General features: G+C 67.6%; 20 protein-coding genes. 18 read left to right on the top strand and 2 right to left on the bottom strand.

The features are described 5' to 3' along the window. The first annotated feature begins 63 nt into the window (after positions 1-63). The gene (locus AB1281_RS15220) at positions 64-1,929 is read left to right on the top strand and encodes an ABC-F family ATP-binding cassette domain-containing protein (protein WP_075676456.1); all 1,866 of its coding nucleotides are present in this window, start codon (positions 64-66) and stop codon (positions 1,927-1,929) included. Between the two features lie 74 nt (positions 1,930-2,003). Here AB1281_RS15220 and ampR read toward each other — a convergent pair whose 3' ends face one another. Then, positions 2,004-2,870: a LysR family transcriptional regulator AmpR gene (ampR, locus tag AB1281_RS15215; protein ID WP_049465574.1), complete on the bottom strand. Its 867-nt coding sequence runs from the start codon at positions 2,868-2,870 to the stop codon at positions 2,004-2,006. 175 nt (positions 2,871-3,045) lie between these two features. Here ampR and blaL2 point away from each other — a divergent pair, with 175 nt between their 5' ends. The 4 genes from blaL2 to AB1281_RS15195 all read left to right on the top strand — a co-directional run bounded on the left by blaL2 (position 3,046) and on the right by AB1281_RS15195 (position 7,615). Continuing rightward, positions 3,046-3,951, top strand: coding sequence for a L2 family extended-spectrum class A beta-lactamase (blaL2, locus tag AB1281_RS15210; RefSeq protein WP_430346297.1), 906 nt, complete (start codon positions 3,046-3,048; stop codon positions 3,949-3,951). A gap of 85 nt (positions 3,952-4,036) precedes the next feature. After that, on the top strand, positions 4,037-5,266 hold the full coding sequence (locus tag AB1281_RS15205) for a cation:proton antiporter (protein WP_101765961.1): 1,230 nt from the start codon (positions 4,037-4,039) through the stop codon (positions 5,264-5,266). Between the two features lie 91 nt (positions 5,267-5,357). Beyond that, entirely contained in the window at positions 5,358-6,914 is a 1,557-nt protein-coding gene (locus AB1281_RS15200; protein WP_430346296.1) for an ArnT family glycosyltransferase, read from the top strand. Between the two features lie 59 nt (positions 6,915-6,973). Next, positions 6,974-7,615 carry a hypothetical protein gene (locus tag AB1281_RS15195; protein ID WP_430346295.1) on the top strand — a complete coding sequence of 214 codons (642 nt, stop codon included), beginning with the start codon at positions 6,974-6,976 and terminating at the stop codon, positions 7,613-7,615. Between the two features lie 133 nt (positions 7,616-7,748). Here AB1281_RS15195 and AB1281_RS15190 read toward each other — a convergent pair whose 3' ends face one another. Continuing rightward, positions 7,749-8,495 (bottom strand): DUF3011 domain-containing protein, encoded by a 747-nt coding sequence (locus AB1281_RS15190; protein WP_430346294.1) that lies wholly within the window; start codon positions 8,493-8,495, stop codon positions 7,749-7,751. 157 nt (positions 8,496-8,652) lie between these two features. Here AB1281_RS15190 and aspS point away from each other — a divergent pair, with 157 nt between their 5' ends. The 13 genes from aspS (at position 8,653) to tolA (ending at position 20,216) form a co-directional block, all read left to right on the top strand. Next, entirely contained in the window at positions 8,653-10,404 is a 1,752-nt protein-coding gene (gene aspS / locus AB1281_RS15185) for an aspartate--tRNA ligase (RefSeq protein ID WP_049442644.1), read from the top strand. A gap of 16 nt (positions 10,405-10,420) precedes the next feature. Then, positions 10,421-10,741 (top strand): hypothetical protein, encoded by a 321-nt coding sequence (locus AB1281_RS15180; protein ID WP_014038230.1) that lies wholly within the window; start codon positions 10,421-10,423, stop codon positions 10,739-10,741. 31 nt (positions 10,742-10,772) lie between these two features. Next, positions 10,773-11,294: a GNAT family N-acetyltransferase gene (locus tag AB1281_RS15175; protein WP_014038229.1), complete on the top strand. Its 522-nt coding sequence runs from the start codon at positions 10,773-10,775 to the stop codon at positions 11,292-11,294. Between the two features lie 75 nt (positions 11,295-11,369). Continuing rightward, positions 11,370-12,002 carry an esterase/lipase family protein gene (locus AB1281_RS15170; RefSeq protein WP_014038228.1) on the top strand — a complete coding sequence of 211 codons (633 nt, stop codon included), beginning with the start codon at positions 11,370-11,372 and terminating at the stop codon, positions 12,000-12,002. A 162-nt stretch (positions 12,003-12,164) separates the two neighbouring features. Then, a complete protein-coding gene (locus AB1281_RS15165) occupies positions 12,165-12,896 on the top strand; it encodes a YebC/PmpR family DNA-binding transcriptional regulator (protein ID WP_135967256.1) in 732 nt (243 codons plus the stop codon). Between the two features lie 105 nt (positions 12,897-13,001). Then, positions 13,002-13,523, top strand: coding sequence for a crossover junction endodeoxyribonuclease RuvC (ruvC, locus tag AB1281_RS15160; protein ID WP_008268142.1), 522 nt, complete (start codon positions 13,002-13,004; stop codon positions 13,521-13,523). Positions 13,524-13,536: 13 nt separating this feature from the next. Continuing rightward, positions 13,537-14,130 (top strand): Holliday junction branch migration protein RuvA, encoded by a 594-nt coding sequence (gene ruvA, locus AB1281_RS15155; protein ID WP_005410756.1) that lies wholly within the window; start codon positions 13,537-13,539, stop codon positions 14,128-14,130. 49 nt (positions 14,131-14,179) lie between these two features. Continuing rightward, entirely contained in the window at positions 14,180-16,099 is a 1,920-nt protein-coding gene (locus AB1281_RS15150) for a potassium transporter Kup (protein WP_006438676.1), read from the top strand. A gap of 370 nt (positions 16,100-16,469) precedes the next feature. Further along, positions 16,470-17,510, top strand: a complete 1,041-nt coding sequence (gene ruvB / locus AB1281_RS15145) for a Holliday junction branch migration DNA helicase RuvB (protein WP_014038223.1) — start codon at positions 16,470-16,472, stop codon at positions 17,508-17,510. Beyond that, positions 17,500-17,931 (top strand): tol-pal system-associated acyl-CoA thioesterase, encoded by a 432-nt coding sequence (gene ybgC, locus AB1281_RS15140; protein WP_014038222.1) that lies wholly within the window; start codon positions 17,500-17,502, stop codon positions 17,929-17,931. Before ruvB ends, ybgC begins: the two co-directional genes overlap by 11 nt. Positions 17,932-17,941: 10 nt before the next feature. Continuing rightward, positions 17,942-18,721: a protein TolQ gene (gene tolQ / locus AB1281_RS15135; protein ID WP_006438802.1), complete on the top strand. Its 780-nt coding sequence runs from the start codon at positions 17,942-17,944 to the stop codon at positions 18,719-18,721. A 24-nt stretch (positions 18,722-18,745) separates the two neighbouring features. After that, the gene (gene tolR / locus AB1281_RS15130; protein WP_006438804.1) at positions 18,746-19,174 is read left to right on the top strand and encodes a protein TolR; all 429 of its coding nucleotides are present in this window, start codon (positions 18,746-18,748) and stop codon (positions 19,172-19,174) included. Further along, on the top strand, positions 19,164-20,216 hold the full coding sequence (gene tolA / locus AB1281_RS15125) for a cell envelope integrity protein TolA (RefSeq protein WP_075676472.1): 1,053 nt from the start codon (positions 19,164-19,166) through the stop codon (positions 20,214-20,216). The genes tolR and tolA overlap by 11 nt, the downstream gene beginning before the upstream one ends. Positions 20,217-20,305: the final 89 nt, after the last annotated feature.

Below are 20,305 nucleotides of genomic sequence, written 5' to 3'. Positions count from 1 at the left end.
AATTGCGTCGCAGGAACAGTGCTCACCAGCACATTCCATTCGGTTATATGGACGCCTTCCCCCATGATTTCGCTTCGTAATTTCGCCTTGCGCCGCGGCGAGCGGCTGCTGTTGTCCAATGTCGACCTGACCCTGCATGCCGGTTACCGGGTGGGTGTGGTCGGCCGCAACGGTGCTGGCAAGTCCAGCCTGTTCGCGGCGGTGAAGGGCGAGCTGGAGGCGGACAAGGGCGATGTCGACCTGCCCGGCAAGGTACGCATCGCCAGCGTTGCCCAGGAAACCCCGTCGCTGCCCGACCCGGCGCTGAGCTTCGTGCTCGGCGGTGACATCGAGGTGGCCGCGGTGCTGGCCGCCGAGGCTGACGCAACCGCCCGCGAAGACTGGGAAGCGGTGGCCGAGGCGCATACGAAGATGGCCGAGCTCAATGCCTACGACGCCGAAGCGCGCGCCGGCAAGCTGCTGCACGGCCTCGGTTTCCCGGCCGAGACCCACCACCGCGCGGTGTCCTCGTTCTCCGGCGGCTGGCGCGTGCGCCTGAACCTGGCGCGCGCGCTGATGATGCCCAGCGACCTGCTGCTGCTTGACGAACCGACCAACCACCTGGATCTGGACGCGGTGTACTGGCTGGAACAGTGGCTGCTGAAGTACCCGGGCACCCTGCTGCTGATCTCGCATGACCGCGAGTTCCTCGACAACGTTGCCACCCACACCCTGCACCTGCACGGCGGTGGCGCCAAGCTCTACCCGGGCGGCTACACCGACTTCGAGCGCCAGCGCGCCGAACAGCTGCGCCAGCAGCAGATCGCGCACGAGAAGGAGCAGGCCGAGCGCGCCCACCTGCAGAGCTTCATCGACCGCTTCAAGGCGCAGGCCAGCAAGGCGGCGCAGGCGCAGAGCCGCATGAAGCGCTTGGCCAAGCTGGCCGGCACCGAAGCGGTGCGTGCCGAGCGCGAGTTCCGCATCGAGTTCGCGCCGCCGGCCAAGCTGCCGTTCTCGCTGATCCGCCTGAACCACGTCGAGGCTGGCTACGGCAAGGACGCGGTGATCCTGCACAACGTCGGCTTCGGCCTGGAAGCGGGCCAGCGCATCGGCCTGCTCGGCCCGAACGGTGCCGGTAAGACCACCCTGGTGAAGACCCTGGTGGGCGAACTGGCGCCGATCGTCGGCGAGCGCATGGCCCATCCGGACCTGAAGATCGGCTACTTCGCCCAGCACACGGTGGAGTCGCTGCACGAAGGCCAGTCGCCGATGGAGCACTTCCGCGAGATCGCCCCTGACGCACCGAACCAGTCGTTCCGCGATTTCCTCGGCAAGTGGAACTTCCCGGGCGACCGTGCATTCGAGCCGGTCGATGGGTTCTCCGGTGGCGAGCGCGCGCGCCTGGCGCTGGCGCTGATCGCCTGGCAGCAGCCGAACGTGCTGCTGCTGGACGAACCGACCAACCACCTTGACCTTGAAATGCGCGAAGCGCTGGCCGAAGCACTGGCCACCTTCGAAGGCGCGATCGTGATGGTCTCGCATGACCGCCACCTGATCGGCCTGGTCTGCGATACCTACTGGCGCGTGGCCGATGGCGTGGTCGAGCCGTTCGACGGCGACCTGGACGCGTACGCCGCATGGCTGCGCACCCGTCCGCAGGCGCAGGGCACCAAGGCGCGCATGGAGCAGGTGGAAGAGCCGGTGGTGGTCAAGACCGCCCCGGTGGCGCAGGTGGTGCAGAAGAAGCCGGTGAACCCGCACAAGCTGGCTGCCGCCGAGGCCAAGGTGGCCGAGCTGGAAGGCGCAGTGGCCGAGCTGGACCGCCAGCTGGCCGACCCGGCCAACTACGCCGACGCCACCCGCATGGCAGTGATCGGCCGCGACCGCGAAACCGCCGCCGCGCAGCTGGAAAAGGCCGAAGCCGCCTGGATGGAGCTGCTGGAGTCCTGACTCCGCGAAAAAGGGGACGGAGGGGATTAAGTCGTATGTGCACATACGACTTAATCCCCTCCGTCCCCTTTTTGTTATGCGCCCTGCGCCTGCAGCCACTCGCGGAAGCGCTTGGCCGGCTCGCGCTCGGCGCGCGAGCGCAGCCGCGTCAGCCAGTAGCGGCCCAGCTCCAGGGTGGTGCCGAAGGGCTGCAGCAGCCGGCCTTCGGCCAGTTCCTGCTCGAACATGCGCAAGGGCAGCAAGGCCACGCCGGCACCCCCGGCGGCAGCCATCGCCACCGTCAGCGACGAATCAAACACCGGCCCGCGGGCTTCCACGCCGCTGACCCCGGCTGCCTGCAGCCAACGCGGCCATTCGTCGCTGCGGTAGGAACGCAACAACGGCAGTGTGGCGAGGTCGCGCGGTTGCTTCAGCCGCCGCGCCAATGCCGGGGCGCACAGCGGTGCAAAGGGCGCATCGAGGATCGCCGTGCAGGCCTGGCCCTGCCAGTCGCCATCGCCGAAGCGGATGGCCAGGTCCAGCCCTTCGCCGGCCAGGTCGATGCGGTTGTTGTGGGTCTGCAGGCGCAGCTCGATGTCCGGGTGCGCGGCCTCGAATGCAGCCAGCCGCGGCAGCAGCCAACCGGTGGCGAAGGTGCCGACCACGCCCAGTGTCAGTACCTCGCGGGCCGGTCCGCCGGTGTAGCGCGCGATGCTGGCCGAGATGCGCTCGAACGATTCGTTGAGTACCGGATACAGCGCCGCGCCCTCGTCGGTCAGCGCCACCCCGCGCGGCAGGCGATGGAACAGGCGGATGCCGAGCCGGTCCTCCAGGCCCCGGATCTGGTGGCTCAGCGCGGCCTGGCTGACGCACAGCTCCAGCGCGGCACGGGTGAAGTTCTGGTGGCGGGCGGCGGCTTCGAAAGCGCGCAGCGCGTTCAGCGGCAGGGTCGGGTGCAGCATCGGAAAGCCGTGAGCCAGGGTGATGGCTGATCCTACCCGTTCAATGAGGAATTTCGTAAATCTCAACAAGTTGATCACGAAAGGCATGAATTCAACTTATGGCTTGCCTTGATTTTTCGCGCTGGTCGGCTACATGGGAGGCGCCAATAATCGAGCGGTCACCAGGAGAACCCCTATGCTCGCCCGTCGCCGATTCCTGCAGTTCAGTGGTGCTGCCGTTGCTTCCTCGCTGCTTGCCCCGGCGTTGGCGCGGGCTGTTGCCCCTTCGTCCGGCACACCCGCCGCCATTGCCGGCGCCGCCGATTTCGCCGCGCTGGAGAAAGCCAGCGGTGGCCGCCTGGGCGTCACCGTGCTGAACACCGGTAATGGCCGTCGCATCGGCGGGCATCGGCAGGACGAGCGCTTCCCGATGTGCAGCACGTTCAAGTCGATGCTGGTTGCCCATGTGCTGAGCCTTGCCGATGCAGGCCGCGTTTCGCTCGACACCCGCGTGCCCATCGCCGAAAAGGATCTGCTGTCCTACGCCCCGGTGGCGCGCCGCCACGTGGGCAAGGACCTGACGGTGCGCGATCTGTGCCGGGGCACGCTGACCACCAGCGACAACACGGCGGCCAACCTGCTGCTGGAGGTGGTGGGCGGGCCGTCGGCGCTGACGGCATTCCTGCGCGGGCAGGGCGACAGCGTTACCCGCAATGACCGCAACGAGCCGGACGTGAATCTGTTCGCGAAGGGAGACCCGCGCGATACCACCAGCCCGGCCGCGATGGCCACCAGCCTGGCCCGCTTCGCGGTGGGCAATGGCCTGCAGCCGGCATCGCGCCAGCAGTTCGCCGATTGGCTCATCGACAACCAGACCGGCGATGCCTGCCTGCGCGCCGGGCTGGGCAAGCGCTGGCGGGTGGGGGACAAGACCGGCAGCAACGGTGAAGACACGCGCAACGACATCGCCGTGCTGTGGCCGCATGCGGGCGGCGCAGCGTGGGTGGTCACCGCTTATCTGCAGGGCGCGTCGGTCGATGAGGACCAACGCGGAGCGGTGCTTGCGCGGGTGGGGGCGCTGGCCGACGCGATGATCGGATGAGGTAACCGGGGTCATTCGAAAATGGCTTGCCGGATCGGTCGGGCACGCGCATCCTGCGCGCGTTCGAACCCCACGGAAGACCCTGATGAGCCATGAGTTGATCTACCTGCTGCTGATCTTCGCGCTGCTGGTGATCCCGCGCGCGCTGCAGCGCTTCAGCCTGCCGGCGCCGTTGACCTGCCTGCTGTTCGGCATCATCGGCATGCTCTGGCTGGGCGACCAGGCACACGATGCGGTGATCGGCCTGCTGGCCACGCTGGGCATTTCCTCGCTGTTCCTGTTTGCCGGCCTGGAAGTGGATCTGCAGGCGCTGCGCCGTGGCATGTGGCCGCTGCTGGCGCACCTGGTGATCCGTACCGGCACGCTGTTCGGCGTGGGCTGGCTGGCCTGGCGCTACGCGGGGCTGCCGTGGCAGGCCGCCGGGCTGCTGGCGCTGGCGCTGCTGACCCCCTCCACCGGCTTCATCATGGATTCGCTGTCGCGGCTGGGCCTGAGCGAAGACGAGCGGTTCTGGGTGACCAGCAAGGCCATCGCCGGCGAACTGCTGGCGCTGGCGGCGTTGTTCATCGTGCTGCAGGCCGGCGACCCGGGGCACATGGCGCTGTCCAGCCTGGCCCTGCTGGCGATGATGGTCGGCCTGCCGCTGCTGTTCATCGCGCTGGGCCGCTGGGTGGCGCCGCACGCGCCGGGTTCGGAGTTCTCGCTGCTGGTGATGGTCGGCATGGTCGCGGCGTACATCACCTATCTGCTGGGTGTGTATTACCTGGTCGGTGCCTTCATCGCCGGCCTGGTCGCGCGCCTGCTCCACCAGCGCATGCCGCTGCTGGCCTCGCACGAGAACCTGCATGCGCTGCGCCTGTTCGCCTCGTTCTTCGTGCCGTTCTACTTCTTCAACGCCGGCACCAAGGTGCCCAGCGAAGCACTGAGCTTCGAGGCGCTGGGGCTGGGCATCGTGATCACCCTGGTGGTGCTGCCGCTGCGCATCGGCGTGGTCTGGCTGCAGCGCCGGGTGATGTTCGGCGAGAGCTTCCGCAGCAGCCTGCGGGTCTCGCTGGCGCTGGCCCCGACCCTGATCTTCACCCTGGTGCTGGCGGCGATCATGCGCGAGCGCTTCCAGATTCCGGCGGTACTGTTCGGCGCGCTGCTGCTGTACGCCGCACTGACCACGCTGCTGCCGTCGCTGGTGTTCCGCACGCCGTTCGACGTCGATCCGGTGGAGCAGGAGCCGGCGGGCGAGGGCGAGTCAGCACCGGTAGCGGCCACCGAAGTCATCCACGCCGCGCCGCTGAAGGCGCCGCTGCCACCGCAGGGCTGAGCCGCAGCTTGCACTCGCGTGCGCCAACGCAGACACTGCGCGCCCGTGAAGCGCGCCCTGTTGTGGGCGGCCACAGTCAGGAGCAACAGGCGTGACCCAGGAAAGCAACCCAGACCGCAGCCTGTTGCCGGGCAAGATCCTGTTGTGGTTCTCGGCGGTCGCGCTGCTGATCCTGTTGGCCTGCAGCTGGTCGATGCCGCCGGTCGATGCCTCCGGATTCCGTCAGACGCAGACCGCGTTGTCGATCGACTGGCTGCTGCGCGGCGGCCCCTGGCTGGACTACGTGACCCCGGTGCTGGGTGCGCCCTGGTCGATTCCGTTCGAGTTCCCGTTCTACCAGTGGTTGGCGGCGTTGCTGTCCAGCATCACCGGCATGAGTGCCGACAACAGCGGGCGGCTGGTCTCCACCGTCTTCCATGTCGGCTGCATCTGGCTGGTCTACCGCACGCTGCTGGCGTGGCGCCCTGATCGAACGCTGGCGCTGTGTGTGACCGGTGCATTCGCCGTCTCGCCGTACGCGCAGTTCTGGGGGCGCTCGGTGATGATGGAGTCCAGCGCCGTGTTCTTCGGCCTGCTCTTCGTCTGGGCAATGGCACGCCTGCGCAGCCAGCCGCGCGCATGGGTAGGCCTGGTCGCCATTGTCGCAGCGGTGCTGTCGGCGGCCATCAAGGTCACCTCGTTCTTCGGCTTTGCCGCGTTCGTTGCGCTGGCCTTCCTGTGGCTGGCCCTGCGTGAGCATGGCTGGCGTCCGCAGTGGCTGCAGCAGCATTGGCGCCTGATGTTCTGGGGTGGCCTGTCCGCGCTTGCCGTGCTGGCCACGCTCAGCCTGTGGCTGCAGCACGCCGACGCGCTGAAGGCGCAGTCGGCGCTGGGCCGGCAGATCACCTCCGATGCACTGTCCACCTGGAACTACGGCACCCTGCAGCAGCGCCTGGACCCGGCCACCTGGTGGGGCACCGTGTTCAAGAAGCGCTTCTCCGGTGCGATCGGCTCCAACTGGATCTTCCTCATTTTCATCATCGCCGGGCTGTGGCAGAAGCGCACGCGCGTGGCGGTGGGGATCCTGCTGCTGGCCTACCTGGCGCCGTTCCTGGTCTTCACCAACCTGCACATCGCCCATCCCTACTACCAGGCGGCCAACATCGTGTTCGCCACTTCGATCATCGGCCTGGTGCTGTGGTCGACGGTGCTGGCGGCCGAAGCGGCGGGCAAGCCGCGCCGTGGCGTCGCCCTGGCGATCTTCCTGTGCGTCCTGTCGGTGGGCTTTGGCCTGGTGAAGTCGCTGAAGGACATCAAGGAAGCACGCCAGCCGACATCGGTTTCGCAGATCGCCGAGGCCATCCGCGCCGGTACGACGGCGCAGGGCGTGGTGGTCGCATTCGGACAGGACTGGTCCTCCGAACTGCCGTATCTCTCCGGCCGCCGCGCCGTGATGATTCCGGACTGGGCATCGGACGACGTGCTTGCATCGCTGGCTGCAGATGACGCAGCACTGGGTGGATTGCCGTTGGCCGCACTGGTCAACTGCCCCAACCAGCTGGGCAGCAGCCCCGAGCGCGTGCAATGGTTGGCCGAGATCACCCGCCGCTATGCCGCCGATGGCCAGAAGCAGGAGCTGGGTGGCTGCGAGGTCTGGCTGCACCCCTGAGGTGACATGGCCGGTCCGCGCGGTTTGCGTGCTCCGGCCCGGGTGGTTAGGGTTGGGGCATGAGTCTGCCTGCCGTTGTTACCGCTTCCGCCCTCCTGCTCAGCCTCGCTGCCTGCTCGCAGCGTTCCGATACGGTCGCGCATGATCTGGCGACCGCACCGGCCGATGCCTTCATGGCCGCCATCGCCGCGCATTGCGGCCAGGCCTATGAAGGCCGAGTGGTGGAGGACACGCCGGCACCGACCGGCAAGGACCCGTTCGCCGGCCAGCGCCTGGTCATGCATGTGCGTGGCTGTGCCGATCCTGCCCATGAATTGCGGATTCCTTTCCATGTGGGGGATGACCACTCGCGCACCTGGGTGCTGACCCGCACCCAAAACGGCCTGCGCCTGAAGCACGATCACCGCCATCAGGATGGCAGCGCGGATGCGATCACCCTCTACGGCGGTGACAGCACGCCACCGGGCACCGCCGAGCGCCAGCAGTTCCCGGCCGACTCCGATTCGGTGGCAATGTTCCGTCGTGCCGACATGCTGGCCTCCACGCACAACACCTGGGCGATGGAGATCGACCCCGACCAGACCTTCGTCTACGAACTGACGCGCCCGGAGGGCCGCCGTTTCCGCGTGAAGTTCGACCTGAGCAAGCCGGTCGACCTGCCACCCGCACCGTGGGGCGACGAGAAGGCGCCAGCACCCTGATCTTCGGGTTGGATCCCTCCCGCGGAGGGCTCCGACCCCAGAAAGATCCCCAGTAGATCCACGCCATGCGTGGATGCGGGATACCTGACCGGGGTCAGGGCCCTGGCCATCGGCCAGGGATCCGACCCCATGCTCAGCGCGTGCCGAAGCGTGCCCGGCAGCCGTTGCTCACCCACACCTGTCCGCGTGCATAGCCCCAGCTGCGGCCCTGCTGGCAGGCGCTGCCGGACAGCTGCTGCTGCAGCACCGGCCGACCCTGGCGATCATCCCAGTCGCAGTTCTGCGTGCGGTTGTTGTTGCTGCTGCAGGTGATCGAGTAGTTGCTGTTGCCGCCGCCCCAACCACCACCACCGCCACCGCCCCAGCCGCGGGCCTCGGCGAATTCGGCGCGGCAGCCGCCACTGACCCAGATCGCGCCATTGCGCACGCCCCAGGTGCGGCCTTCGTTGCAGGGGCTGCCGGACAGCTGGCGGACCAGGCGGGCATTGCGCCAGCCGACCGGGCAGCTGCGCTCGCGGTTGTTCTGGCTCTCGCAGCGGATGGTTTCGCCGGGCCGGCCATTGTTGCCTCCCCAGCCACCGCCATTGCCGCCGCCCCAGCCACCACGGGCCTCGACGAATTCGGCGCGGCAGCCGTTGGTGACCCAGATGCTGCCATTGCGGCTGCCCCAGGTGCGGCCTTCGTCGCAGGCGCTGCCGGACAGCTGGCGCACCAGCTGCGCATTGCGCCAGCCGGTGTTGCAGACCCGTTCGCGGTTGTTCTGGCTCTCGCAGCGGATCACCCCGTCCTGCGCGGCGGCCGGGGCGGAGGGCAGGGCGAGCGTGGCGATGGTGCCCAGGCTCAGGGTCACGGCCAGGCTGGCCAGGGACAGCGGTTTCATGGCGGCATCCCATACGGTGGCAGGTGCCTGACTATAGGGAAGGGGGCGATCAAGCCGGTGTGACTGGCCGGATTTGCCCCGGCCGGGGCCTCGGCCGCAGAATACGAGGCTTTCCGGCCCCCATCCGGTGCCGGCGTTCTCCAGCGGAGCTTCCCCCATGCGTACCCACTTCTGCGGCCTGGTCGACGAGACCCTGATTGGCCAGACTGTCACCCTCGCCGGCTGGACCGACGTGGCCCGTAATCAGGGCGGCGTCTGCTTCATCGATCTCCGGGATCATGAAGGCATCGTGCAGGTGACCGTGGAGGTCGACAACGCCGAAGTGTTCGCCGTGGCCGCGTCGCTGGGCTATGAGGACGTGCTGCAGGTGGAAGGCGTCGTGCGCGCCCGCCACGCGGTGAACGACAAGATGCGCACCGGCAAGGTGGAAGTGATCGCCACCGCCATCACCGTGCTGAACAAGGCCGCGCCGCTGCCGTTCCACGCCCACGAGAACCCGGGCGAGGAAACCCGCCTGAAGTACCGTTACCTGGACCTGCGCCGCCCGGAAATGCAGCGCATGCAGCGCACCCGCATCAAGCTCGTGCAGGCCCTGCGCCGCCATCTGGACGAGAAGGGCTTCCAGGACATCGAGACCCCGATCCTGACCAAGGCCACTCCGGAAGGCGCGCGCGACTTCCTGGTGCCGGCGCGCATGCACCCGGGCGAGTTCTACGCCCTGCCGCAGAGCCCGCAGCTGTTCAAGCAGATCCTGATGGTGGCCGGCTTCGACCGCTACTACCAGATCGCGCGCTGCTTCCGCGATGAAGCCCTGCGTGCCGACCGCCAGCTGGAATTCACCCAGCTGGACATGGAGTTCGCCTTCGTCCGCGAACGCGACGTGCAGGACTTCGTCGAGGACATGATCCGCGCCATCTTCAAGGAAGTGGTCGACGTGCAGCTGGATGCCAGCTTCCCGCGCATGACCTGGGCCGAGGCGATGCGTCGCTACGGTTCGGACAAGCCGGACCTGCGCATCGCGCTGGAACTGGTCGACGTGGCTGAGCTGGTCAAGGACAGCGAGTTCCCGGTGTTCACCGGTCCGGCCAATGATGCCGAAGGCCGCGTCGCCGCGCTGCGCATCCCGGGCGGTGCGTCGCTGAGCCGCAAGCAGATCGACGAGTACGCCGCGCATGCCGCCAAGTACGGCGCCAAGGGCCTGGCCTACATCAAGATCGCCGACAACGGCGAAGTCAGCTCGCCGATCCAGAAGTTCTTCAGCGAGGAATCCTTCGCTGCGCTGGTGGCCCACGTCGGCGCCGGCAACGGCGACATCGTGTTCTTCGGCGCAGGTGGCTACAACAAGGTCTCCGACTTCATGGGCGCGCTGCGCCTGAAGGCCGGCAAGGACTTCGGCCTGGTCGCCGACGGCTGGGCGCCGCTGTGGGTCACCGACTTCCCGATGTTCGAGTGGGACGAGGAAGAACAGCGCTACGTCGCCCTGCATCACCCCTTCACCGCACCGGCCGTGGACGACATCGCCGACCTGCGCGCCAATGCCCGTACCGCCGTCTCGCGCGGCTACGACATGGTGCTCAACGGCAATGAAATCGGCGGCGGTTCCATCCGTATCCACCGTCCGGACATGCAGAGCGCGGTGTTCGAGCTGCTCGGCATCGGTGCCGAGGAAGCCCGCGCCAAGTTCGGCTTCCTGCTCGACGCGCTGAACTACGGCGCGCCGCCGCACGGTGGCATTGCCTTCGGCATCGACCGCATCGCCGCGCTGATGGCCGGCACCGAGTCGATCCGCGACGTCATCCCGTTCCCGAAGACCACCGGTGCACAGGATCTGATGACCGACGCGCCGTCGCCGATCGTCGATACGCAGCTGGCCGAAGTGCACATCCAGGTTCGCCCCAAGACCAACTGATCAGGAGATCCAGGCAATGACCGAGTTTGCGTTTTCGCTGGAGTGGGAAAAGCTGGGCAATGAAGGCTCCGAGGCCACCCTGGTCACCGAGCGTGCACGCGTGTTCGGTGGTTGGCTGGTCCGCGTCGGTACCAATCCGGCGGCGATGGCCCTGACCTTCGTCGCCGACGGCGAAGGCCGTTGGGATGGTGAAGACTTCGGCGTCGAGGATTACGAGGACGACGAAGAGGAAGAGTACGACGAGGACGAGGAAGGCGAGGAAGAAGAGGACGAGGACGAAGAGGAATACGAGGAAGAGGACGAGGAAGAAGAAGCGGAATCGCCTGAAAAGGCTTGACCCGCGCTTCGCCCTGACGTCAACTTCCTGCATGTATTCGATCCGCCGCGCCACTGTGGACGACGCGCCGACCCTGTCGGCGCTGGCCGCACGCACGTTCACCGAAACCTTCGGCCATCTGTATCCGCCGCAGGACCTGCAGGCCTTCCTCGAGGAGGCCTACACGGTCGAGCGCCAGCGCGTGATCCTGGCCCACCCCGACTACGCGGTGTGGCTGCTGGAACTGGATGGGGAGGCGGTCGGCCACGCCGCCGCCGGCCCCTGTGGCCTGCCGCATCCGGATGTGAAACCCGGTGACGGCGAACTCAAGCGCCTGTACCTGATCAAGACGCAGCAGAGCTGCGGCTGGGGCAGCCGCCTGCTGGAAACCGCGCTGGCCTGGCTGGAACACGAAGGCCCGCGCACGTTGTGGCTGGGCGTGTGGTCGGAGAACTTCGGCGCGCAACGCTTCTACGCCCGCTACGGTTTCGAGAAGGCCGGCGAGTACCTGTTCCCGGTTGGTGACACCCAGGACCTCGAATTCATCCTGCGCCGCGCGCCGCGCGCGGCCTGACGTTCACCGCCGCTTGCTGCGCGCGCGTGTTCAATCACCTCACGTTCCTGCCCCGCTGACCGCCAGGCTGTTTGCATGACTCCCCCCGTATTGCTGCTGCATGGCATCTGGAATGCCCGTGCCTGGGTCGGGCCGCTGGCCTGGCGCCTGCGCGCGCGCGGTTTCCAGGTGCACGCGTTCGGCTATTCCTCGGTGTTCGGTGGCCCCGACGTGGCCGTGCCGCAGCTGCTGGAACGCCTGGCCGATGCCGGGCCGTTGTCGCTGGTCGGTCACAGCCTGGGCGGATTGCTCGCGCTGGAGGCCTTGCGCCGCCAACCGCAGCTGGACGTGCAGCGCGTGGTCTGCCTGGGCTCGCCGCTGCGCGGCAGCGGCACTGCGCGTTCGTTGTCCGAGCACGGGTGGGGCCTGGCGCTGGGCCGCAGCAGCGAACTGTTGCTCGATGGCCTGCCGGACTGGCAGGGCAAGGCCGAAGTCGGGCTGATCGCCGGCTCGGTGCCGCATGGGCTGGGCAGCCTGCTGGGGGCGATCGACGATGCCTCCGACGGCACGGTGGCTCTGGCCGAGACGCGCCTGCCGGGCCTGGCCGACCATTGCGTGGTGCGTACCAGCCACAGTGGCCTGGTGGTGTCGCCCGATGCCGCGCGGCAGACCGCGCATTTCCTGCGCCACGGCCAGTTCGACCACAGCCGCGACGCCGCCGCCGCATGATTGAGTAGGCGCGACCGGCCTGCCTGGGTGGGTGCGAACCGTTGGTTCGCACGCTCTCCGCCGGGCATGACCTGGCGGCATCCCTCCGCCCTAGACACGGTTGCCGCCCCCGATCAGGTAGAATCCGCGCCTTGATCCTGAAGCAGCCAGACGGTAGCACCCATGGGTAGAGGCCCCTCCATCGAAGCCCGCAAGAACGCGTCCGACGCGAAGCGCGGCAAGATTTTCACCAAGATCATCCGCGAGATTGGCGTTGCCGCGCGCGGCGGTGGAGGCGACCCCAACAACAACCCGCGCCTGCGCGTGGCCATGGACAAGGGTCTGGCCGTGAACATGTCCAAGGACGTGATCGAGCGCGCCATCAAGAAGGCCACCGGTGAACTGGAAGGTGTCGATTACGAGGAAATCCGCTATGAGGGCTACGCCCCGGGTGGCGTGGCCGTGATCGTCGACTGCCTGACCGACAACCGCGTGCGCACCGTGGCCGATGTCCGCCATGCGTTCAGCAAGTGCGGCGGCAACATGGGCACTGAAGGCTCGGTCGCCTTCATGTTCAAGCGCCTGGGCGTGCTCAGCTTCGCCCCGGGTGCCGACGAGGAAGCCATCACCGAAGCGGCCATCGAGGCCGGCGCCGATGACATCGTGGTCTACCCGGACGACGGCTCGATCGACGTGGTCACCAGCCCTGACGCGTTCAACGCGGTCAAGGACGCAATGGCCGCCGCCGGCCATGTCGCCGACCACGCCGAGGTTACCTTCCGCGCGGACAACGACATCAAGGTCGAAGGCGACGTCGCCCTGCAGGTCAAGAAGCTGCTGGACATGCTCGAAGACCTGGACGACGTGCAGGACGTGTATTCCAACGCCGAACTCGGCGCCGACGCCTACGCCTGAGCCGTCCTCGACGGCCTGGGCGCGGGCCGTTGAACGGTCACCGCGGACAGTCATGAGCCCATACGCCTGCCAGCGCACCCCGTTCCGCCCCGCCAGGAGTGCAGCATGACCCGCATCCTCGGCATCGACCCCGGTTCGCAGCGGACCGGGGTCGGCATCATCGATGTCGACGCCGCCGGCCGCGTCAGCCATGTGCACCACCAGCCGCTGGTGCTGCTGGGCGCCGACGACTTCCCGCAGCGCATGAAGCTGCTGGTGCTGGGCCTGGCCGACCTGTGCCGGGAATACCAGCCCAATGAAGTGGCCATCGAAAAGGTGTTCATGGCCCGCAATCCCGATTCGGCGCTGAAGCTGGGCCAGGCCCGGGGCGCGGCGATCTCGGCCGTGGTGCTGCGCGACCTGCCGGTGCACGAATACGCCGCCAGCGAGATCAAGCTCGCGGTGGTCGGGCGCGGTGGCGCCGAAAAGCAACAGGTTCAACACATGGTCGGGCTCATGCTCAACCTGAAAACCAAGCTGCAGGCCGACGCGGCCGACGCGTTGGCGGTGGCGATCACCCATGCCCACGTAAGGGCGACGGCCAACCGCCTGGGGCTCAGTGCCCGCCAGGCGTGGGGTCGCAAATGAGGAGCTGCACGCAATGATCGGTCGACTGCGCGGCATCGTCGCCTACAAGGCGCCGCCGTGGCTGGTGGTGGACGTGAACGGAGTGGGCTACGAACTGGAGGCGCCGATGAGCACCTTCTACGACCTGCCCGAGCTCGGCCGCGAGGTCACCCTGTACACCCATTACTCGCAGAAGGAAGACAGCGTCTCGCTGTACGGCTTCCTGCGCGAGGGTGAGCGGCGCCTGTTCCGCGACGTGCAGAAGGTCAGTGGCATCGGCGCGAAGATCGCGCTGGCCGTGCTGTCCGGTGTCACAGTCGAGGAGTTCGCGCGCATGGTCCAGGCCGGTGACATCACCGCGCTGACCCGCATCCCGGGCATCGGCAAGAAGACCGCCGAACGCATGGTGCTGGAGCTGCGTGACCGCGCCGCCCAGTTCGGTGCCGGCGGCGCGCTGCCGACCGGCAGTGGCCCGGCGCCGGCCGATCCGCTGTCCGATGCCACCGTGGCCCTGCAGCAGCTGGGCTACAAGCCGGCCGAAGCGGCACGCATGGCCCGCGACGCCTTCAATGAAGGCGACGAAGTGGCCACCGTGATCCGCAAGGCGCTGCAGTCGGCGCTGCGCTGACCCGCCTCCCTTTCCCTCAACGAACCGCCTGAGCTTCGCCAGGAGTCCCATGTCCAGCAGTCAAACCCCGCACGCAGCTGCCCCCGGCGGCCACGGTCACGCCCCTCCCGCCGGAGGCATGGCGCTGATCATCGGTGCGATCGGCGTGGTCTTCGGCGATATCGGTACCAGCCCGCTGTACACCCTGAAGGAGGCGTTCTCGCCGCACTACGGGCTCAACAGTGACCACGACACCGTGCTGGGCGTGCTGTCGCTGGCGTTCTGGGCACTGAACATCGTGGTCACGTTGAAGTACGTGACCATCATCATGCGCGCCGACAATGACGGCGAGGGCGGCATCATGGCGCTGATGGCGCTGACCCAGCGCACGCTGCGCAACGGGTCGCGCTCGGCTTACGTGGTCGGCATCCTCGGTATCTTCGGTGCCTCGCTGTTCTTCGGTGACGGCGTGATCACCCCGGCGATCTCCGTGCTTGGCGCGGTCGAGGGCCTGGAGGTGGCCGCGCCCGGCCTGCATGCCTTCATCGTGCCGATCACCGTGGTGGTGCTGCTGATGGTGTTTGCCGCGCAGCGCTTCGGTACCGAAAAGATCGGCAAGGCATTCGGCCCGATCACCTCGGTCTGGTTCATCTCGCTGGCCGCGATCGGCATCTACAACATCGTCGACGCGCCGGAAGTGCTGAAGGCCTTCAACCCGTGGTGGGCGATCCGCTTCTTCATGGAGCACAGCTGGCACGGCATCTTCATTCTTGGTGCGGTGGTGCTGGCGGTGACCGGTGGCGAGGCGCTGTACGCCGACATGGGCCACTTCGGCGCCAAGCCCATCCGCCACGCCTGGTATTTCTTCGTCCTGCCGTGCCTGGTGCTGAACTACCTGGGGCAGGGCGCACTGGTGCTCAACCACCCCGAGGCGCTGAAGAACCCGTTCTTCGAGGCGGTGCCGCCGTGGGCGCTGTACCCGATGATCATCCTGGCCACGATGGCGGCGGTGATCGCGTCGCAGTCGGTCATCACCGGTGCGTTCTCGGTCTCGCGCCAGGCCATGCAGCTGGGTTACATCCCGCGCATGCGCATCAAGCACACCTCGCACGACACCATCGGCCAGATATATATCCCGGGCATCAACTGGGGTATCGCGGTGATGGTGATCGGCCTGGTACTGGCCTTCCGCAGCTCGTCGAACCTGGCCGTGGCCTACGGCATCTCGGTGTCGGCCACCATGCTGATCGACACCCTGCTGCTGGCGCTGGTCGCGCGTTCGCTGTGGCCGAAGGCCCGCAACTGGATCCTGCCGTTGTGCGTGGTGTTCTTCATCATCGACCTCGGCTTCGTCATCGCCAATGGTGCCAAGCTGCTGCAGGGCGCCTGGTTCCCGGTGGTGCTGGGCATCTTCCTGTTCACCATGATGCGTACCTGGCGCCGTGGCCGCGAGCTGCTGCGCGATGAGATCCGCAAGGACGGCATCCGCCTGGATACCTTCCTGCCGGGCCTGATGCTGGCGCCGCCGGTACGCGTGCCGGGCACCGCGGTGTTCCTCACCGCCGACCCGACCGTGGCCCCGCACGCGCTGATGCACAACCTCAAGCACAACAAGGTGCTGCACGAGCGCAACGTGTTCCTGCACGTGGAAACCCTGCCGATCCCGTATGCGATGGAAGGGCAGCGACTGAAGATCGAATCGGTGGGCGACGAGTTCTACCGCGTCTACGTGCGCTTCGGCTTCATGGAGACCCCGGACGTGCCACTGGCGCTGATGCGCTCGTGCGACCACGGCGGCATCTACTTCGACCCGATGGACACCACCTTCTTCGCCAGCCGCGAGACCATCGTCGCCACCGCCAACCGTGGCATGCCGATCTGGCGTGACAAGCTGTTCGCGCTGATGCATCGCAACGCCGCCCCGGCCACCGGCTTCTTCCGGATTCCGGGCAACCGCCTGGTGGAACTGGGCGCGCAGGTGGAGATCTGACCGCGCGGGGTCGGATCCCCTTTTCCGCAGGAAAAGGGCTCTGACCCCGAGTTCGGTTCGTTCCATCCAGCGCCATCCACGCACGGTGTGGATCTACCGTGTCGACCAAGGTCGACACCCACCAAGAGCAGGCCATGCCATTCCGGCAGATTGCGCAGATCTGTCGAAGGCGGGGTGGGGCCGGTTGAGGGGGTGTGAGCGGCATGGATGCCGCGACCAAGCCCCCAGGGATGGGTTTACGGCGTCCCCCTCAACCGGACCCACCCCGCCATCACCAGTGGATTCGCATTTGACGTTGACGTTGACGTTGCCTCTGCGGGTGCCGGGCGCAGCCCGGCCGAAAGCCGCGCTTTTGCCGCATAATCAGCACATGACCGACGACCGCATCATCGGCGCCGGCGCCACCCGCGAGGATGACGCCGCCGACGCCAGCATCCGCCCCAAGCGCTTGGCCGACTACCTCGGCCAGGCCCCGGTGCGCGAGCAGCTGGAGATCTACATCGAAGCGGCCAAGGCCCGTGGCGACGCGCTCGACCACGTGCTGATCTTCGGCCCGCCCGGCCTGGGCAAGACCACCCTCAGCCACGTCATCGCCAACGAACTGGGCGTGGCCCTGCGGGTCACCTCCGGCCCGGTGATCGAGAAGGCCGGCGACCTCGCCGCACTGCTCACCAACCTGCAGCCGCACGACGTGCTGTTCGTGGACGAGATCCACCGCCTGTCGCCGGTGGTCGAGGAAGTGCTGTACCCGGCGATGGAAGATTTCCAGATCGACATCATGATCGGCGAAGGTCCCGCGGCCCGTTCGATCAAGATCGACCTGCCGCCGTTCACCCTGATCGGCGCCACCACCCGCGCCGGCCTGCTGACCGCGCCGCTGCGCGACCGCTTCGGCATCGTCCAGCGCCTGGAGTTCTACAGCGTCGAAGAGCTGACCCGGATCGTGCGCCGCTCGGCCACCATCCTCGGCATCGACTGCACCGCCGATGGCGCCGGCGAGATCGCGCGCCGCGCGCGTGGCACCCCGCGTATCGCCAACCGCCTGCTGCGCCGCGTGCGCGATTATGCGCAGGTGAAGGCGGGCGGCCACATCGACGAGGCCGTGGCACAGGCCGCGATGAAAATGCTCAAGGTTGATCCGGAGGGTTTCGACGAGCTCGACCGGCGCCTGCTCAAGACCATGGTCGACTACTTCGACGGCGGCCCGGTCGGCATCGAATCGCTGGCCGCGGCGCTGTCCGAAGAGCGCGGCACGCTGGAAGACGTGGTCGAGCCCTACCTGATCCAGCAGGGCTTCCTGGTGCGCACCGCGCGGGGCCGCATGGCCACCCACAAGGCCTACCGGCACATGGGCCTGAAGCCGAAAAACCCGCCGCAGGACCTGTTCGCGGAGGTTCCCGATGTCGGTTGAGCCCCGATTCAGTTGGCCGACACGCATTTACTGGGAAGATACCGACGCAGGTGGCGTGGTCTACCACGCCCGCTACGTGGCCTTCATGGAACGGGCCAGGACCGAATGGATGCGTGCGCTGGGTTACGGCCAGGAGCGCATGCGCGCCGAGCACGGGATGGTCTTCGCGGTGCGCTCGATGCAGATGGATTTCATCAGGCCGGCACGGCTGGATGACACCCTGCAGGTGAGCGCCCGCCTGGTCCAGCTGAAGAAGGCCAGCATGGTCTTCGACCAGCAGATCCTGCGCGACGGCGAGCTGCTGCTGTCGGCGCAGGTCCGCATTGCCGCACTGGAAGCGGCCAGTTTCCGCCCGCGTGGCATGGACGACGCCGTCCTTGCCGTGCTGCAACCCCACCTCCACCCCGAATCCGAACACTGAGGAACAACGGATGATCGCAACGCTCCTGGCCCTGCAGGCCACGGTCACCGAGGCACTGCCGGCCGACGTCAGCAACGCCGCGACACAGACCCTTGCCCAGGCCACCACCGGCGGCGGCATCAACTACCTCGAACTGATGGCCAAGGCCAGCCTGCCGGTGAAGATCATCGTGCTGCTGCTGCTGGTCGGCTCGTTCGTCAGCTGGGTGATCATTTTCCGCAAGGCCCGCGTGTTCAAGCAGGCCACCCGCGAAGCCGACGAGTTCGAGAACCGCTTCTGGTCCGGCGCCGACCTGGGCAAGCTGTACAGCTCGGCCACCGACCGCAGCCGCAATGTCGGCGGCCTGGAAGCCATCTTCGAAGCCGGTTTCCGCGAATACACCCGCCTGCGCGACAAGCGCCGGCTGGACGGTCGTGCGCAGCTTGAAGGCGCGCAGCGCGCGATGCGCACCACCTACACTCGCGAAGTGGACCAGCTCGAGCGCAACCTGGAGCTGCTGGCCAACATCGGCTCGACCGCGCCGTACGTGGGCCTGGTCGGTACCGTGTTCGGCATCATGGTGACCATGCACGACATGATCAGCAGCGGTGCGCAGGCCGGTATCGCCGCCGTCGCGCCGGGCATCTCCGAAGCGCTGTTCGCCACCGCCATCGGCCTGTTCGTGGCGATCCCGGCGGTGTGGGCCTACAACCGCTTCACCACCCGCGTGGAGCGCATGTCGGTGCGGTTCGAGACCTTCGCCGAAGAGTTCAGCTCCATCCTGCAGCGCCAGAGCGCTGGCGACGAGTAAGCGCCTGACCCGGGAGTCCAAGCCATGTCCGCTGCCATCGGTCGCCGCAAGCGCCGCAAGCTGAAATCGGAAATCAACGTCGTTCCCTACATCGACGTCATGCTGGTGCTGCTGATCATTTTCATGGTCACCGCACCGCTGCTCACCCTGAGCTTCGACGTCGACCTGCCGCAGTCCAACGCCAAGGCGCTGGAGAGCAAGCAGGACCCGGTGATCGTCTCGGTGCGCCAGGACGGCCAGCTCAGCCTGAAGCTGCCCGACGCCAAGGAACCGGCCGCCGTGTCGGCCGAGGAACTGGAAGGCCGCCTGGCCGGCATCGCCGCCCAGGACAAGGGCGTGCGCGTGATCGTTGCCGCCGACCGCGCCGTGGCCTATGAAAAGGTCATCGCCGCGATGGATGTGATCAAGCGCGCCAAGGTAGACAAGGTAGGCCTGGCCACCGATGCACGCTGACGCCCTGCCACCTCCGCATCAGCGCGAACCCGGCTGGGGCCTGCCCCTGGCGCTGGCGTTGCTGGTGCACCTGCTGGTCGCGCTGGTGTTCATCGTGGCCTGGTTCTGGTCGCCCGAGCGCAACACCGATGCCGCCGCCGGCGATCCCTCGGTCGAGGCCAGCCTGGCGCTGTCCGCGTCCGAGGCCTCCGCCGCACGCCAGGCCCTGCGCCAGTCGGAGAAGCTGGAAGACCTGCCGCCGCCGGTTGCCGAGCCGATCCCGGTGCCGGAAGACACCATCCCGCCGCCGCAGCCGATTCCCGAGCCGCGCCCGCAGGATGCCCCCACGCCCCAGCAGCAACAGGCGCAGGAGCGTGTCGCGCAGCCGGATACCAAGGACCAGGAAGCGGTGAGTGCGCTGGCCATCTCGCAGGAGAAGGCCAAGCAGGAACAGGAAGCCAAGCGCCGCCAGGAGCAGATCGACCTGACCGAACGCAAGCGCCAGGAAGAAGCGGAGCAGAAGCTGCGCCTGGCCAAGCAGCAGGAAGCGGACGAGAAGAAGAAGCAGGCCGAGCAGGAGCGCGTGGCCGCTGACAAGGCCGAGGCCGAGAAGCAGAAGAAGATCGCCGAGATCCGTGCCCGCCGCGAGCAGGCCGAGAAGGAAGCCAAGCTGGCCGAGCAGAAGCTGCGCCAGGTCGCCGCCGCGCGCAATGCCGCCGGCAGTGCGGCTGCCGGTGCCACTGGCGCCTCCCGGCCGGCCGCCGGTGGGGGTGGCAACAGCGATGATCTGACCGCCAAGTACGCTGCGGCGATCCAGGCCAAGGTGCGTGACACCTGGACCCGCCCGGACAGCGTGCCGCTGGGGCAGAAGTGCCAGGTGACCATCACCCAGATCCCGGGTGGACAGGTGTTGCAGGCCAAGGTCGGCGCGAACTGCCCCTATGACGAGGCCGGCAAGCGCTCGATCGAGGCCGCCGTGCTCAACGCCCAGCCGCTGCCATACCGGGGCTTCGAGTCGGTGTTCAACCGCACGCTCAACCTGACCTTTACCGCGCAGGATTGATCGAGCGGGGCAGGGCGGTCATCAGGCCGCCCGCGCCCACGGCTGTCGCGCTTGCCTCTGGTGCGCTCGGTTTCGACCGGGCAGGCTGT

The sequence above is a fragment of the Stenotrophomonas sp. NRRL B-14846 genome (assembly GCF_050473585.1).
In the GTDB taxonomy this organism is placed as follows: Bacteria; Pseudomonadota; Gammaproteobacteria; order Xanthomonadales; family Xanthomonadaceae; genus Stenotrophomonas.
Note: the sequence above shows the minus strand (reverse complement) of the source record. Positions and strands in the feature narration are given on the sequence as shown.